Here is a 15,195-nt window from a genome sequence, read left to right as displayed (position 1 = left end):
CGGCCCCTCCGGCAACGCCCAGTCGCTCAGGCAGTCCTCGCTTCGCTGCGGAACTCGCTTTGTGGGCGCCGCCGAAGGGGCCAGGTCGGGTCGTATGAGGCGCCTTGCTGCGCTCTGTATCGCCGCTGTGCTTGCTTTCTCGCTTGCGGGGTTGAGCGGTTGCGCGGGCGCAGGGTCTTCTTCTGCAGTGTCGAACGATGCTGCCGCAACGGCCGACTCGGAGTCTTCCGCCTTTGAAGACGTTGCCGCAGCCTTCGATGTTTCGGCTCTTGACCTGGACTATTCGAAGCGCGATCTGGACGCAAGCTACGATGAGGCTTCTGCCACGCGCATCACGCTTTCGGGGTCGTCTGCGAGCGTTGACGGCTCGGGCGCCGCAGTCGATGGCTCGACGGTGACCATCTCATCGGAAGGAACCTACATTATCTCAGGCGAGCTTTCATCGGGGCAGATCGTGGTAGACGCGTCTGATGACGCGAAGGTTCAGCTGGTACTTGCGGGGGCGACTATCCACAACGAGAACAACCCCGCAATCTATGCGAAAAACGCCGATAAATGCTTCGTGACCTTGGCCAATGGTACGCAAAACTCGCTTTCCGACGGCACCGACTACACGCTCGAAGATGACTCCGATGAGCCGTACGCGACGCTCTTTTGCCGCTGCGACCTCACCATCAACGGCACGGGGACTCTCAACGTCGCAGCGAATTATCGCCACGGCATCTGCTCGAAGGACGACTTGGTCGTCACAGGCGGCACCCTGAACGTGACGGCGGTCGAGGATTGCCTGCGCGGCCGCGATTGCGTGAAGATTGCTGACGGCTCGTTCAGCCTGGTGGCGGGAGGCGACGGCATCAAATCGAACAAGGACACCAAGGCGACGCAGGGCTTCGTGAGCATTACGGGCGACACCTTCTCAATCAATGCGGGCGACGACGCGGTGCAGGCGAAAACCTATATTGGCATCACGGGCGGAACGTTCAGTGTGACCTCGGCTGATGACGCGTTCCATTCCGACTTGCAGATGGCGATTGCGGGCGGTGACTTCACGGTGAGCGCGGGCGATGACGCTTTCCATGCGGAAACCGAGCTTGCGGTCGACGATGGCACCATTAACGTGACCAGCTGCTATGAAGGCCTCGAGGCCGAAAAAGTATACGTGAACGGTGGCGATACTTCCATCGTGGCGTCAGATGACGCGGTCAACGCAAGCGCTGCCGATCTGTCGGATAGCTCGGACGATGACGAGGAAGCTAATGATAGTGGCGCTCCTGGCGAGGACGGTATTGCTGTCAATGGAAAAACGCCAGGCGAAGGCGGGCCAGCAGCGGGTGGAAGTCCTGCGGATGGTGGCAGCTTCCAAGGCGGTGACCAGGGTGGAGCGAGGAGTGGCCAGGTTCCACAAGACAGTGCCCAGGGGCAGGGCGAGGAGCAGGCTCAGAACGGCACCCCGCAAGGCGAAGCGGCCCAAGGTGACGCACTGCGGGGTGACCAAGGCGGCATGCAAGGTGAAGGCGGGCCCTCTCAGGAGGCTGGCAGCCAGGGCGATGCTCCCCAGGGCGGCCAAGGTGGCTCTCCCCAGGATGCTGGCAATCAGGGCGGTGCCCCTGGCGCAGGTTCTTCCGACTGCCTTATCCAGATCAACGGCGGAACGCTCGTGCTCGACTCGACGGGAGATTCCATCGACAGCAACGGCGGCGTGGAGATCGCGGGCGGCACGGTGCTCGTCAACGGCCCGTCGAACGATGGCGATGGCGCGTTTGACTACGATAGCGAGGCGACCGTTTCGGGTGGTACGGTGCTCATGATCGGCTCATCGCGCATGGCGCAGAGTTTCTCGAGCGGCACGCAGCCGTTTCTCTACACCGCGAACGTGAGCGGCAGCGCGGGCGATACGGTCGCGATCGTGGACGCAAACGGCAGCGTGATTGCGTCGATAACAGCCACCAAGCAATTCGGCATGGTGCTGGCAAGCAGCCCCAAGTTTACCGAGGGCGGGGAATATACCCTGGTGATAGGCGGAGTGTTGACGAACGCGGATGCGCATGGCTATACCGATTCCGGGACCGTTACGGGCGGTAGCTCGATTTCTGCAACCGCGAGCACCACGCCTTCATCGAGCGTAGAAGGCATGGGATCGGGGCCTGGCGCAGTTGGCGTCGCGAGGTAACCATTCCATTGCCGCTCCCTTCTCGAATTTCCGGCAGGTTGGGACGCTTGTGCAATCAGCCTCCCTGCGAGTGCAAAGGAGCGCAATTTCCCGTATCTGTACTATGGTCAGGACATACGACGTCTCCGAATTGGGTATAGTGGGCGCAACAGAAGGCGCGAAGGAAAGCGAGCGAGCTCATCATGGTTGCAATGCTTCGAGACTGCATCTACGGTCAGGCCGTTGGCGATGCCCTGGGCGTGCCCTACGAGTTCATGCCTCGCGATACGTTCGAGTGTATCGGTATGGTCGGTTACGGCACGCACAACCAGCCGCCGGGCACATGGAGCGACGACACGTCGATGGCCCTCGCGATATGCGATAGCTATCGTGAACTGGGGCGTATCGATGTCGTCGACATTCGCGAGAAGTTTCTCGCTTGGTATCGGGATGGCGCGTATTCCTGCGACGGGCTGTTCGACATCGGCAACGCTACTGCCACGGCCTTAAGGCTTGGCCACGGTCTTTCCGGCGAGCGCGATAACGGCAACGGCTCTCTCATGCGAACCGTGCCACTGGCCTTCACCGATGCCACCGACAATGAGGTGCGGGCCGTGTCTGCCATCACGCATGCTCACGCTACGTCGACCGAGGCCTGCGTAGGGATGGTCGGCGCCGCCCGCTTCCTTATCTCGGGCAAGCAGGCGAGGGAAGTGGCCTTGGCTTACGGCGTCGATCCGGATAAGTCCCGAGGAGCCATTCGCTCAAGTGGTTACGTGCGCCATACGTTCGAGGCGGCGCTGTGGTGTCTTGCCAACACAGCGAGCTATCGCGACTGCGTGCTCCTTGCCGTCAACCTTGGCGACGATACCGACACGACGGGTGCCGTCGCCGGTGCGCTCGCCGGCATACTCTACGGGATGGACGGAATACCCGCCGAATGGCTTGAAGTCCTCAGGGGCAAGGACGTCATCGAGCGCTGCCTATTCTGAGGCCGACCTGGCAAGGTGCGCGTTTCGGGAGGGGGACATGCCAGAAATCGGGCACTCTTCATCATCTCTGGGAGCGAACGGGGGGAGTCGGGGAAGGCGACTCGTACGCTGGTATTCGCTGACCTGGCCTTATCCTTGCGCATCCCTTGTGGTGACCTGCCGCAGGGCGCGAAGATCGCCTCCTAAGGGCCGCTCGTTGATGAAAACCGCCCGATTTCTGGCAGGTTGGGGCGCTCGTGGGGTCGGCCGATCTCTGCTTCGCAGCGCGCTACCCATGCTTTCCGTGGTATGCTGGACCTGGCATCCCGCCGCGAAGGTACGCGGCGAGACGGTTTAGCCCTTTAGTTGTCGTCGTCGTCAAAACATGAGCAACTGGAGGGCTTCTTTCATGCCGTCGTACAGGGCGGCCGCTATAACTCCATTCAGGGACGATGCGTGCCAAACGGACGGTTTTCGCACCTGTACTATGGTGGGGACATGCAATCACTGCGGGCTGAGTATAGTGAACCCAACAAAGGGCGCGGCGAAGAGGTAGCGAGTCATTAAGCGCTCCCCGCGCGGCAATCTCAGCGCGCGGGCCCTGGGGCCAACGCCCTCCGCAGGTGTCTCCCCGAACGTGCGGGAGAACCCCGACTTCGCCGTTTTTCTAGGGAGGGTTTGCGATGCCGGAACCGAAGAAGCGTGCCGTGAAGCGCACCGATGCGCAGCGCGCGGCGGAAAACAAGTACAAGAAGGCGAAGCAGAAGAAAATCCAGTGCAATTTCTTTCCGCCCGATTACGATTTGTACGAATTCGCGAGGAATCGAGAGGAAAGCATGTCGTCATACCTGAAGCGGCTCATTCGCGAGGACAGGGAAAGAAGTGAGAACGGTTCGCAATGAAGCTGGTGCTCGATTTCCTGATTTTCGTCTCGGAGCTCGTGATACGAAAGGGATTCTCGTGAAGATCGTCAACCTTACCTGCCCAGGCTGCGGCGCCCGGCTTGAAGTCGACATGGATAGGAAAATGGCTTTCTGCAGCTATTGCGGTGCCGCCCTGCCAGTCGATGACGAGATTCAGAAAGTCCAGCTCGACGGGGCAGAGAAGGCTGGGTACGAATTCGAGAAGGGTCGTCAAAGGGCTCAAGCGGAAGCGGCGCAGGTATCTTCCCAACCTCAGCAAGTCTGCTATCAACCAGCCTCCCAGCCAACTTTCCAGCCCCAAGTCCCTCCCCAACCCCAGCAGGCATCCTGCCAGCCGGCCCCTCAAGAGCCCCCGAAGAAGCGCAAAACGTGGTTGTGGGTTCTGGGGTGGATTTGCATTTTCCCCGTTCCGCTCACGATTATCATGCTGAACAAGGAAGACATGAGCAAAAAGGCTAGGTACGGCATCATTGCCGCAGGTTGGATTCTCTACCTGCTCATCGGGCTTGGTGGCGGTGGATCGAGGTAAGCGCCAAACGCATCCGTCCGCGCCTATGAGTCGGGTCGGCGGGCGGTATAGCCAGCTCAATCGCACTTCGTGTTTGACGGCGGAATCTTCCCCGAAAAGCGCTCTTCCGCTCTAGTCTGTTGGAGTAGAATAGCCCGTGGATGAACGACTATTCAATCGGCGTTTTCGCTGGGAAGAGGCGAGGTTTGGCTCAGCACATCTTCACATACGACTGCACATTGCGCGACGGCGAGCAGTGCGAGGGCATCTCGCTTTCACTCGACGACAAGCTGCGCATTGTGGAGCGGCTCGACGCGTTCGGCATCGATTTCATCGAGGGCGGTTTCCCCGCGTCGAACCCGAAGGACATCGAGTTCTTCCGCCGCGTGAAGGAGATGCCGCTTGCCCATGCGCGCATCGCCGCGTTCGGGTCCACCTGCAAGAAGGGCACGCCGGCCGATCAAGATCAAGGGCTCGCCGACCTCGTCGAGTGCGGCGCTCCTGTGGCAACCATCGTGGGGAAAACATGGGATGCCCAGGTCACGCGCGCGTTGCAGACCACGCTCAAGGAAAACCTGCGCATGATCGCCGACTCGGTCGCGTATCTGAAGGCCCACGGGCTTACCGTCGTGTTCGACGCCGAGCACTTCTTCGACGGCTACAAGGCCAATCCCGACTACGCGCTCGCGTGCATCCGCGCGGCAAGCGAGGCCGGTGCCGACTCCATCGATCTTTGCGAGACGAACGGCGGCGCGCTTCCCTTCGAGGTGGAGGAGATAGTCGGCGTCGTTGCGCGTGCGCTTCCCGATCAGCAGCTGGGCATTCACTGTCACGACGATTCCGGCTGTGCGGTGGCCAATGCGCTTTCCGCTGTCCGTGCGGGTGCGCTGCAGGTGCAGGGCACTGTCGGCGGCATAGGCGAGCGCGTGGGCAACACCGACCTGCTCACCGTCATCGCCGACATGGAGCTCAAGATGGGGCTCCACTGCGTCGGCTCCGACAACCTGCGCGATCTCACGCGGACCGCCCAGTTCGTAGCCGAAACGTGCAACCTGTCCGTTCCCGCGCACCATCCCTACACGGGCGCCTCGGCGTTCGCGCACAAGGGCGGCCTCCATGCGAGCGCCATCGCGCGCTTCCCGGAAGCCTACGAGCACACGAGCCCCCAAAACGTCGGCAACGCGACGCGGATGCTTGTGAGCGAACTTGCGGGCAAGGCGTCGCTTGCCGCGAAGGCCAAGAGCCTGGGAATCGATCTTTCGGGCGACGCGCGCACACTTCAAGCGATTTTGGACGATGTGAAGGCACGCGAAGCGCACGGCTACTCCTACGAGGTGGCTGACGGATCGCTCGCGGTGCTGATCAGGCGGCACCTCGGCTTGTACGAGCCCCATTTCAGGCTGGAGAGTTTCCGCGTCATCGTGGACGATCGGGAAGACACGGGCGCTCTCGCGAAGGACGCGGCGAGCGAGGCCACGGTCAAGATCCATGTGGGCGATCGCCGAATCGTCGCCACGGGCGAGGGCACGGGCCCCGTCGGCGCACTCGACGCAGCGCTTCGCATGGCCATCACGGAGTACCTGCCCCAGGTGGCGAACATGGAGCTCACCGACTACAAGGTGCGCATCTTGGACGAGGAAGGCGCCGGCACGAGCGCTACGACGCGCGTCATCATCACGACGAGTGACAAGCGCGGCAGCTGGGGCACGGTCGGTGTGAGCGAGAACATCATCGAGGCATCGTGGAACGCGCTTGTCGATTCCATCGAGTATGGCCTCATACGAGCAGAAGGGTAGTGAAATGAGCGAGTTGAGAACCCCCGAAGTCGAGAACCTGCTGTCCGTCTTCGCCAAGTTAAACGATAACGATACGGTGTTTGCCCTGCTCGAGGACTTGTTCACGATTCGCGAGATTCGCGAAACCTCGCAGCGTTTGGCTGTGGCCCGTCTGCTCTCTTCGGGTAAGCCCTATTCCGCGATCGAGGAGGCAACAGGCGCCTCGGCGACGACCATCGCCCGCGTGTCGAAGTGCCTCTCTTACGGGTCGGGCGGTTACGCCGCCGCACTCGAAGCGCTTGGTGACAAGAAAGAATAGCCCGTAAACCTCCTAGCGCTCGGCGCGTGCGGCGAACACTTCCAAGATGAGCTGGGCGCGCGTCCCGATGAGCGTCGTGTTCTCGTCGAGAAACCGGCGCACGTCGCTTAGGGGAAGCTGGAAGGGCGCTATGAGCTCGCTTTCCTCCGGTTGCGCATCGCCTGCCTTCTCCACCTGGGCAAATACAATCTGGATTGCCTCGTCGGTCAGCCCTGTCGACGAGAATCCCGCCTGGGGCAAAAGGCGGACGGGCTCATCGACGTCGGAGCGCAGGCGGTATCCCGTCTCCTCGCGCAGCTCGCGGTCGACGCATTCCCGGATGCTCTCGTTAGGTTCCTTCAATCCTGCAGGGAACGCGATGCACCAGGAATTCAAGGGATAGCGGAACTCGCGGATCATGAGCAGCGTGCCTTCGCGCGTTTCGCCCACGATGCAAACGGCGTCTACGCGGGGCGCCTCGCCGCGGGCGTTCGCCATAAGGCCCGCGCGGTATGCTTCCAGCTTCTTGCGCGATGTGCTCTCGTACACGTAGTCGGTGCCGTCGGGCAGCTCGTAGGTGAGGATGTACTTGTTGATCCATCCTTCGCTGACCTGCTCGATATTCTTCAGTCGCGGAATGCCGCGAGTCGTTGTTGCGTTCATCTGCCCATCCTTTGCCACATCGTTGCTCGGCGCCATGATACACCAGGTGCGGGGCGAGAAAAAGAAAGCCCGCAAGGGGAGGATCCTTACGGGCTTTCGCGCTGGGCTTATCGGACGCGCCCGGCGTCAATCGGAGAAAAAAGAGAGGGAAAGGAAAATCGAGAGGGGAAAGGCTACGCGATGGCGATGGTCTTCTTCTCCTCAAGCTTGGGTTGCGGCTGCGGCTTGGGGACGTCGATCACGAGCGTGCCGTTCTCGAAGCGAGCCTTGATGTCCTCTTCCTTGACATCCTCGCCTACATAGAACGTACGGCTGCACTTGCCCTCGAAGCGCTCCTTGCGTACCCAGGTGCCCTTCTTCTCGTCGCCTTCAGAGGTCTCGGTCTTGGTCTCGGCGTTTACGGTGAGGTAGCCGTCCTTAAGCTCGGCCTGAACGTCTTCCTTCTTGAATCCAGGCAGATCGATGGTCATTTCGAAACCGTCGTCATGCTCCTTGATGTCGGTGCGCATCAGCGTGGAGGAAGACTTCGGCGCCGGGGTGAACGGGGTGTTGAAGAACGCGTCGAACGGATCGGCCATCAGGTCATTAAAGAAATTCCTACGAGTCGGCATAAGCATGGTCATCATTGTCATCTCCTAATAACGGGGGGCGCTCTGTTTTGGGAATCGGCGGAAACCTGCTGTCGCGGTTGTTCGCTCGCTTTAGCGGTGGGCGGCAACGTTGCCTTGCCCGCCTGCAGTGGGCTAAAACCCTGCGGCGCCTTGCCTTCGCTTCTTCTCGGCGTCCCTTCTTGGTTCGACTATCGTTATAGACTCCTCGTTAGCACTCGTCAATTGAGAGTGCCAGTTCGTCACAAACCTGACACATTTGCTAGAAGGTAACTTGAGTGAATAACGCTTAGATAATCGTAAGGCGACGCCGAAGAGAAGGGGAAGGGGCAGGTTGTTCGCTCGCTCTCAGCACGCCGTTTGCGCCCCCTTCCACGTCTTGACGTGCGCTTCGCATCTTGGGTTTCCTCCGTCATTCCAACCTGTGCCGCGATAGCGGCGAGACCCGTTTCGCATTGCAATCGCGAACAGGTATTCTCGAGCGCTCATCAAACGAGTATGCTTTGGGGAGCAAGGGGCGAAAGGAAGCGGGGTGTGGCATGGCTCGAATCGGCGTGATTTCCGATACGCATGGCGTTTTGCCTGTTGAGGCATTCAATGCACTCGCTGATTGCGAGCATATCATCCATGCGGGTGACATCTGCAGCCCCGAGATAATCCGCGATCTGCAAACGCTTGCGCCCGTGACTGCCGTGCTCGGCAACAACGACTTCAATGAGTATGGCACCTCGGTGTGCCGCTACGCCCGGCCCGTCATCGACGGCGTGCGCTTCCTCGTGGCGCATTACCCGAGGGATGCGCGCATCACGTTTGCGGGGTCGGGCGCGCTTGCGCCGGGCGATCCGCTGCCGAACGTGTGCATTCATGGGCATACCCATGTGCCCGAAATCGTGGTGGGGAAGGAGGCGCGCCCTGCCGACCTGCTGCTTTGCCCCGGTTCGCCCACCAACCCCCGCGGGGGATTCCCGCAATGCGTGGCGAAGATCGACGTTTGGGAGGGCCGCATCCTGCGCGCCTGGGTTGAGCGGACCACGCGCGGTTGCCACTGCGGCGCGGTTGTGCTGCGCCACGACTTCGCGTAAGGCCTGCCGCTTTCCCGCCCTCGGGGCTTTGCGGCGAAAGCGCGCGGGGCGGGGCCCGCCGGGGCCCACGAACGGGACGGGGTCGGGCGATTTGCCTCACTCCTGTAGTACATCCCTGAGTTCGTGGTCAACTGAGCGAGTTGTGCGCCCCTGCTTCTCTCCTTGCGCTCGCGTGGAAAAATCGCGACCAGGGCTTTCGCCGGCAAGGGCTTCCCATCCGGCTTCCTGGAGCGCGAAAACGCCGACTTTCCGCGATCGAAACGTCGCACAACTCGTCCAACTGACCACGAACTCGGGGGTGTGCTCCTCCGAGGGCATTTTATTGAACAATTGAGAATTATTCCCGGGCGAATGAAGGCCGACTTTAGCGGAATCGTGGTTACTGCAAAAGCGCCGCTGCACCCCCCCCCGCGGACGTGGGGCACCTGGCGGCAAGGCCATTGCTTCACGCCCACGACTTGCGCCCGCTCGGCTCGCCTGGCCCCTCGCTCTACGGGGCGCGGTCGCCAGCTGTCGACCGTCTTCTCGCCTTTACGCGTTCTTCAAAAATGCCAGGTAACCCTTGTAGGCCTCGTAGATGTCGGCCTTGCTTGTCACTTCCCAAGGCGCGTGCATGGAAAGCACGGCAACGCCCGAGTCGATGACGTCCATGCCGTACTTCGCGGGCAGATATGCAATCGTTCCGCCACCACCTGCATCGACTTTGCCCAGTTCAGCGGTTTGGAATGACACGCCCGCGTCATCCATCACGCGACGCACGCGCGCCACGTATTCCGCACTCGCGTCGTTGCTGCCGCTTTTCCCGCGTGCGCCCGTGTACTTGTTGAACACGAGCCCGCGCCCGAGAAACGCGGCGTTTTTCGGCTCGAAGACGCTCGCGTAGGCGGGATCGAAGCCGGCCGACACGTCAGAGGAGAGCATGCTCGACGCGGAAAGCGCACGTCGTAGCGGGAGCATACCGCCTTCACCGGCAAGCTCCATGATCTCGGCGATGGTGTTCTCGAAGAAGTTCGATGCCATGCCGGTCGCGCCGACGCTTCCGATCTCCTCCTTGTCGACGAGCACGGTGACGGCCGTCTTCGCCAAATCCGCCGGCGCCTCGAGCTGCGCGATGAGCGAGGTGTAGGCGCACACGCGGTCGTCCTGCCCGTAGCCGATGACCATGCTGCGATCGAAGCCAAGCTCACGGGCGCGCCCCGCCGGCACCATCTCGATTTCCGCGGAAAGGAAGTCGGCCTCCTCGATGCCGTACTTGTCGGCTAGAAGCTTCAGCGCGAACGCCTTCACCGGCTCCTTCGCGGCGTCTTTGTTCTTCGCGCCCTCGCCGCCCTCGCTCGCGTCTTCGCCTTCCGCGTCCTCACCCTTGAGGGAAAGCGGGCGGTTGCCGATGAGAATGTCGAGGTCCTCGCCCTCGACGATCTTGTTGCCCTTCTTGTCCATCTGCTGGCTTGCAAGGTGAATGAGCAGGTCAGACACGCAGAAAACGGGATCGCCCTCGTCGTCGCCCACGTTTATGTCCACGACCGTGCCGTCCTTCTTGGCGATGATGCCGTGCATGGCGAGCGGGAGCGTGACCCACTGATAGTTCTTGATGCCGCCGTAGTAGTGCGTGTCGAGAAGAGCGAACCCGTTGCTCTCGTAGAGCGGATTCTGCTTCAAATCGAGGCGGGGGCTGTCGATGTGCGCGCCCAGAATGTTCATACCCTCGCTCAGGGGCTTGCTTCCCAGCTGCACCAGGATGAGCGCCTTGCCGTGGGAATGTGCCCACACCTTGTCGCCCGCGGAAAGCGCGCGCCCCTCGCGGACGGCGTCGGCGAGCGAGATGTAGCCCGCTTTCTCGGCCATGCGGATGGCGGTTGCGGCGCAGCGGCGCTCGGTTTTGTTCTCCGAAATGAAGTCGATGTAGTTGCTGGCCAGGCCTTCGAGGGCCTCGAGGTCCACCTCGTCGTACTTCTTCCAAGCTACTTCGTGTTCCATGTCCTTCGACCTTTCGTGTTGCCCAAGGCGTATCGTGATGCGGCCAATTATAGTGCACGACGCCCGTGCCTCGGCGGATGTGAACGTTCTGCGAATTGCGGCGGGGAATGCGAGAAGGCAACTTGCATGAGGTTCGGCAACTTGCTATAGTTCCTTATTGAGATAAGTTCTCAATAAGACGAGGTTAACAAAACAAGCAACAAGAACAATTGAGAGGGGCACATTATGAACCTTCGTACCGAACTTCCCACCGCTGAGAACTCCAGCAACTTCAACGCTGTCGCCAACGCCGCCACCAAGGCGGGCACCACGCTCGAGAACCTGAAGGCCGCCGTTGCGGGCGAGACCGGCGCTTCCGCCAAGTACGCCGCCTTCGCCAAGGCCGCCAAAGAGCAGGGCTTCGACCAGCTCGCACGTCTGTGGGAGGCAACTTCTGCTGCCGAGCAGATCCACATCAACCTCGAAGCTTCCCTCGTGGAGGCCGAAGATCCCTCCTACACCCGCCCGACCGCCGAGGCTCCGGCTCCCGAAGCCATCGACCTTAACCTGATCGCCTCCGCCAACGGCGAGATCTTCGAGACCTCCGACATGTACCCCACCTTCATCAAGAAGGCGCAGGAAGAGGGCCACGCCAAGGCTGTTAAGGTGTTCACCAGGGCAAAGCTTGCCGAGGCCGTCCATGCCGAGAAGTATCTCGAGGCGTACAACAACATCGACGCCGCCGATGACGACGCGTACTACCTCTGCCCGGGCTGCGGCTATATCCACAAGGGCGACGACTTCGAGAAGTGCCCGATCTGCGGCGTTCCGAAGGCGAAGTTCCAGCGCTTCTAGTCCTCGCGGTGATGTGCGCGGCTTGCGGTGAGCGATCCCCGCGCATCGCGGAAGGCGAGCGTCTTCTGCGCGGTTGCGGAATGTGAGCCGACCGCCGCAGCATCATGCGAGTGCGCTTCGGCGCGTTCCACGTGAAACATGCGAAGCCGAGTCCTTCGGGGCTCGGCTTCTTCACTTTCTGTGCAAATTGCAACCCGTCGGAAGAGCGACTCTATAATCCTTGGATGAGACACGACACGAAGGGACAGCACGCGCGATTCCATGGCATTCGACCCGAATAAATTTTTCCTTACACGCGCCGTCAACGGGTGGTGCAATCGCCTTCTGGGCGCGGTGACGGAAGGCGAGCTTGCCGACCAGCCGGCCGAGTACGCCTCGCACCGCACGACGCGCGACTATATTTGCAACACGCTCGGCACGAGCGCATGGGGCATGGTGTTCCCCGTCCTCACCATCGTGGTGACGCAGCTCGCGGGCGTGGAGCTCGCCGGCATGTTCTCGCTCGCCTTTGTCACAGGGTCGCTGCTCATGATCCTCGCGAACTACGGCGTGCGCACCTACCAGATTTCCGACCTGGACGAGGCGCACTCGTTCTCGGATTATCAGCTCAACCGCTGGCTCACCTGCGCGGCGATGCTCATCGTCGGGTGGATGTATTGCGCCATCAGGGGTTATGCGGACGAGATGTTCACGATCAGCATGGGCGTATACGTCTACAAGATGGTCGATGGCTTAGCCGATGTCTACGAGGGCCGCCTTCAGCAGAAGGACAAGCTCTATCTCGCGGGCATCTCCCAGGCATTCCGCTCGGTGCTCGTGCTCGTGGTGTTCTCCGTCGCACTGTTCGTCACGCGCAGCGTCAGCGTCTCCTGCATCGCGATGGCCGTTGCCGCGGGCATTTCGTTCATCGTGCTCACTTTGCCGCTCGCAATCTGGGAAACGCCCACGTCGGCGCGTGCGAGCTTCGACAGCGTCGTCGCGCTTTTCAAGCAGTGCGCCCCGTTGTTCGTCGCGCTGTTCCTCTACTCGCTCATCGACAACATGCCCAGGTTCGTCATGGAAGGCGTGCTTTCCTACGACAATCAGCTCTACTACAACGTGCTCTACTTCCCGGCTATGGGCATTCTGCTCACCGCGCAGCTCATCTACAAGCCGATGCTCGTGAAGATGGCCGCCGTGTGGGCCGATCCCGAGAAGCGCAAGCGCTTCGACATGATCATCGTCGTGATCGTGGCGGTGATCGTGGGCATCACCGTCGTGATGGCTCTCATCATGGGCTGGGTCGGCATCACGATCATGAGCTTCCTCTACGGTGTGGATTTCGAGCAGTTCCGCGGGCTTGTGTTCATCATGCTCGCTGCCGGCGGCGTCACTGCCTGCATCGACTTCCTCTATCAGGTGGTCACGGTGCTGCGCCAGCAGCGTACAGTGACGAAGCTTTACCTGATCACGTTCGGGTTCTCGCTTTTCGTCCCGATTCTGCTGGTGAACTTCACGGGGCTGCCGGGCGCCATCATCGGGTACCTCATCGTGATGTGCATCCTGCTCGTGCTTCTGGTTTGGGAGTACGGGAAGGTTCGCATGGCTTTGGCCGAGCGCGACAAGCAGGCGGCCGCCGCGCACGCAACGCGCGTGGTCGGGCGCGTCGTGCCGACGGAAGATGCTTCTGCCGCGCGCGAGGGGTCTTCGCGCCAACGTCGTTCCCGCGGCGCCTCCGCCAAGCCGCGCTCTCCGCGCGCGCCGCGCCGGTAAGTGGAGTCTCAGGCGCCCGCCCCGCTTTCTCCAAGCTCCCGTCTCAAAGCTCTCCTCGCACTCCGCGTCGCCTTCTCCTGCTGCCGCGTTAAGGGCTGGGGAATTTCTCCGAAAACGTAGGTATTTCGCCGCTGCGTCCTGCGCAAGCTGCGGCGGGGTGTCTATAATGTCGAACAACACTATAGTCGTCCCCGTTCGCGAAGGAGCATATTCCCCATGGCTTACTACTATGACGAGCCGTCACGCACGTTCAACGAGTATCTTTTGGTGCCTGGTCACACGCCTGCTACGTGCATTCCGGCGTCGGTCAGCCTGAAAACGCCGCTCGTCAAGTATCGCAAGGGCGAAGAGGAGTGCCCGCTTTCGCTGAACATCCCGATGGTGTCCGCCATCATGGCCGCCGTCTCCGACGACAACATGGCCGTGGCCCTTGCCACCGAGGGCGGCCTTTCCTTCATCTACGGCAATCAGACCATCGAGCAAGAAGCCGCTATGGTCAAGCGCGTGAAGGATTACAAGGCCGGGTTCGTCGAGTCCGACGCCAACCTTTCCCCCGACATGACGCTCAATGAGGTCGTCGCGCTGAAGGAGGCCACCGACCACTCCACCATGCCCGTCACCGATGACGGTACGGCGCACGGTAAGCTGCTCGGCGTGGTCACCGAGCGCGATTACCGCCTTTCCCGCATGAGCGGCGACGAGAAGGTTTCCGAGTTCATGACCCCGCGCGAGAAGCTGATTGTGGCGCCGGCGGACACTTCTCTTAAGGTTGCTAACGATATCATCTGGGATCACAAGCTGAACTCGCTGCCGCTCGTGAACGAAGACGACACGCTCGCCTACATGGTGTTCCGCAAGGACTACGATTCCCATAAGTCGAACCCCAATGAGATGCTCGATGCCCACAAGCGCTACATCGTGGGCGCCGGCATCAACTCCCGTGACTACGCCGAGCGCGTTCCCGCGCTGGTCGAGGCGGGCGCCGACGTGCTGTGCATCGACTCTTCCGAGGGCTATTCCGATTGGCAGAAGATGACGATCGAGTGGGTGCGCGAGCACTACGGTGACTCCGTGAAGATCGGCGCCGGTAACGTTGTAGACGGCGAGGGCTTCCGCTTCTTGGCCGAGGCGGGTGCGGACTTCGTGAAGATCGGCATTGGCGGCGGCTCCATCTGCATCACGCGCGAGACCAAGGGCATCGGCCGTGGTCAGGCGACGGCTACCATCGAGGTTGCCAAGGCGCGCGACGAGTACTTCAAGGAAACCGGCATCTACGTGCCGATTTGCTCCGATGGCGGCATCGTTTACGACCACCACATCTCACTGGCCCTGGCCATGGGTGCAGACTTCGTCATGCTCGGCCGTTACTTTGCGCGCTTCGACGAGTCCCCGTCGGCCAAGGTCATGGTGAATGGCACCTACATGAAGGAATACTGGGGCGAGGGTTCCGCCCGCGCCCGCAACTGGGGCCGTTACGACCTGGGTGGCAAGAAGAGCCTGTCGTTTGAGGAAGGCGTCGATTCCTACGTGCCCTACGCTGGCCCGCTCAAGGACAACATCGCGGTCACGTTGCTCAAGATCAAGTCGACCATGTGCAACTGCGGCGCGCTCACTATCCCCGAGTTCCAGGACAAGGCCAAGCTCACGGTGATCAG

General features: G+C 61.3%; 14 protein-coding genes. 10 read left to right on the top strand and 4 right to left on the bottom strand.

Features of this window, described 5'->3' with window-relative positions; all coding sequences use genetic code 11:
- The 6 genes from Q0I65_RS08920 to Q0I65_RS08895 all read left to right on the top strand — a co-directional run.
- Window positions 1-2,170: carbohydrate-binding domain-containing protein (locus tag Q0I65_RS08920; RefSeq protein ID WP_366513252.1), on the top strand; the 2,170-nt coding region annotated here is incomplete at its 5' end.
- A gap of 182 nt (window positions 2,171-2,352) precedes the next feature.
- Complete coding sequence (locus tag Q0I65_RS08915) at window positions 2,353-3,141, top strand: ADP-ribosylglycohydrolase family protein (RefSeq protein ID WP_296062638.1); 789 nt, start codon at window positions 2,353-2,355, stop codon at window positions 3,139-3,141.
- A gap of 662 nt (window positions 3,142-3,803) precedes the next feature.
- Window positions 3,804-4,022 carry a hypothetical protein gene (locus Q0I65_RS08910; RefSeq protein ID WP_276996357.1) on the top strand — a complete coding sequence of 73 codons (219 nt, stop codon included), beginning with the start codon at window positions 3,804-3,806 and terminating at the stop codon, window positions 4,020-4,022.
- A 58-nt stretch (window positions 4,023-4,080) separates the two neighbouring features.
- A complete protein-coding gene (locus tag Q0I65_RS08905; RefSeq protein ID WP_296062631.1) occupies window positions 4,081-4,572 on the top strand; it encodes a hypothetical protein in 492 nt (163 codons plus the stop codon).
- Window positions 4,573-4,757: 185 nt separating this feature from the next.
- Complete coding sequence (gene cimA, locus Q0I65_RS08900; protein ID WP_296062628.1) at window positions 4,758-6,347, top strand: citramalate synthase; 1,590 nt, start codon at window positions 4,758-4,760, stop codon at window positions 6,345-6,347.
- Between the two features lie 4 nt (window positions 6,348-6,351).
- On the top strand, window positions 6,352-6,645 hold the full coding sequence (locus Q0I65_RS08895; protein WP_158048874.1) for a YerC/YecD family TrpR-related protein: 294 nt from the start codon (window positions 6,352-6,354) through the stop codon (window positions 6,643-6,645).
- A 12-nt stretch (window positions 6,646-6,657) separates the two neighbouring features.
- Here Q0I65_RS08895 and Q0I65_RS08890 read toward each other — a convergent pair whose 3' ends face one another.
- Together Q0I65_RS08890 and Q0I65_RS08885 are read right to left on the bottom strand one after the other, a co-directional pair.
- Window positions 6,658-7,287, bottom strand: a complete 630-nt coding sequence (locus Q0I65_RS08890) for an NUDIX hydrolase (RefSeq protein WP_296062624.1) — start codon at window positions 7,285-7,287, stop codon at window positions 6,658-6,660.
- 173 nt (window positions 7,288-7,460) lie between these two features.
- Entirely contained in the window at window positions 7,461-7,910 is a 450-nt protein-coding gene (locus tag Q0I65_RS08885) for an Hsp20/alpha crystallin family protein (RefSeq protein WP_158048917.1), read from the bottom strand.
- A gap of 524 nt (window positions 7,911-8,434) precedes the next feature.
- Between Q0I65_RS08885 and Q0I65_RS08880 the strand changes: the two genes are divergently transcribed.
- Entirely contained in the window at window positions 8,435-8,977 is a 543-nt protein-coding gene (locus Q0I65_RS08880; RefSeq protein ID WP_296062618.1) for a metallophosphoesterase family protein, read from the top strand.
- A gap of 531 nt (window positions 8,978-9,508) precedes the next feature.
- Here Q0I65_RS08880 and Q0I65_RS08875 read toward each other — a convergent pair.
- Entirely contained in the window at window positions 9,509-10,954 is a 1,446-nt protein-coding gene (locus tag Q0I65_RS08875) for an aminopeptidase (protein WP_296062616.1), read from the bottom strand.
- Window positions 10,955-11,179: 225 nt separating this feature from the next.
- Here Q0I65_RS08875 and ngr point away from each other — a divergent pair, with 225 nt between their 5' ends.
- A complete protein-coding gene (ngr, locus tag Q0I65_RS08870) occupies window positions 11,180-11,788 on the top strand; it encodes a nigerythrin (RefSeq protein ID WP_296062613.1) in 609 nt (202 codons plus the stop codon).
- Here ngr and Q0I65_RS08865 read toward each other — a convergent pair.
- The gene (locus Q0I65_RS08865) at window positions 11,785-11,928 is read right to left on the bottom strand and encodes a hypothetical protein (RefSeq protein ID WP_296062611.1); all 144 of its coding nucleotides are present in this window, start codon (window positions 11,926-11,928) and stop codon (window positions 11,785-11,787) included. The genes ngr and Q0I65_RS08865 overlap by 4 nt on opposite strands.
- Before the next feature lie 121 nt (window positions 11,929-12,049).
- On the opposite strand from Q0I65_RS08865, the gene Q0I65_RS08860 reads away from it, so the two are divergent.
- Window positions 12,050-13,540 (top strand): lipopolysaccharide biosynthesis protein, encoded by a 1,491-nt coding sequence (locus tag Q0I65_RS08860; RefSeq protein WP_296062608.1) that lies wholly within the window; start codon window positions 12,050-12,052, stop codon window positions 13,538-13,540.
- A gap of 216 nt (window positions 13,541-13,756) precedes the next feature.
- Window positions 13,757-15,195: IMP dehydrogenase (locus Q0I65_RS08855; protein WP_296062606.1), on the top strand; the 1,439-nt coding region annotated here is incomplete at its 3' end.

The organism is uncultured Ellagibacter sp. (genome assembly GCF_934643285.1).
Lineage (GTDB): Bacteria > Actinomycetota > Coriobacteriia > Coriobacteriales > Eggerthellaceae > Ellagibacter.
Note: the sequence above shows the minus strand (reverse complement) of the source record. Positions and strands in the feature narration are given on the sequence as shown.

Excerpts from the sequence above, each read along its gene's own strand:
- Q0I65_RS08910 (WP_276996357.1), top strand. The coding sequence starts at position 3,804 with ATGCCGGAACCGAAGAAGCGTGCCGTGAAGCGCACCGATGCGCAGCGC.
- Q0I65_RS08890 (WP_296062624.1), bottom strand. The coding sequence starts at position 7,287 with ATGAACGCAACAACGACTCGCGGCATTCCGCGACTGAAGAATATCGAG.
- Q0I65_RS08880 (WP_296062618.1), top strand. The coding sequence starts at position 8,435 with ATGGCTCGAATCGGCGTGATTTCCGATACGCATGGCGTTTTGCCTGTT.
- Q0I65_RS08915 (WP_296062638.1), top strand. The coding sequence starts at position 2,353 with ATGGTTGCAATGCTTCGAGACTGCATCTACGGTCAGGCCGTTGGCGAT.
- Q0I65_RS08875 (WP_296062616.1), bottom strand. The coding sequence starts at position 10,954 with ATGGAACACGAAGTAGCTTGGAAGAAGTACGACGAGGTGGACCTCGAG.
- Q0I65_RS08895 (WP_158048874.1), top strand. The coding sequence starts at position 6,352 with ATGAGCGAGTTGAGAACCCCCGAAGTCGAGAACCTGCTGTCCGTCTTC.
- Q0I65_RS08860 (WP_296062608.1), top strand. The coding sequence starts at position 12,050 with ATGGCATTCGACCCGAATAAATTTTTCCTTACACGCGCCGTCAACGGG.
- Q0I65_RS08885 (WP_158048917.1), bottom strand. The coding sequence starts at position 7,910 with ATGACCATGCTTATGCCGACTCGTAGGAATTTCTTTAATGACCTGATG.
- ngr (WP_296062613.1), top strand. The coding sequence starts at position 11,180 with ATGAACCTTCGTACCGAACTTCCCACCGCTGAGAACTCCAGCAACTTC.
- Q0I65_RS08865 (WP_296062611.1), bottom strand. The coding sequence starts at position 11,928 with ATGTTTCACGTGGAACGCGCCGAAGCGCACTCGCATGATGCTGCGGCG.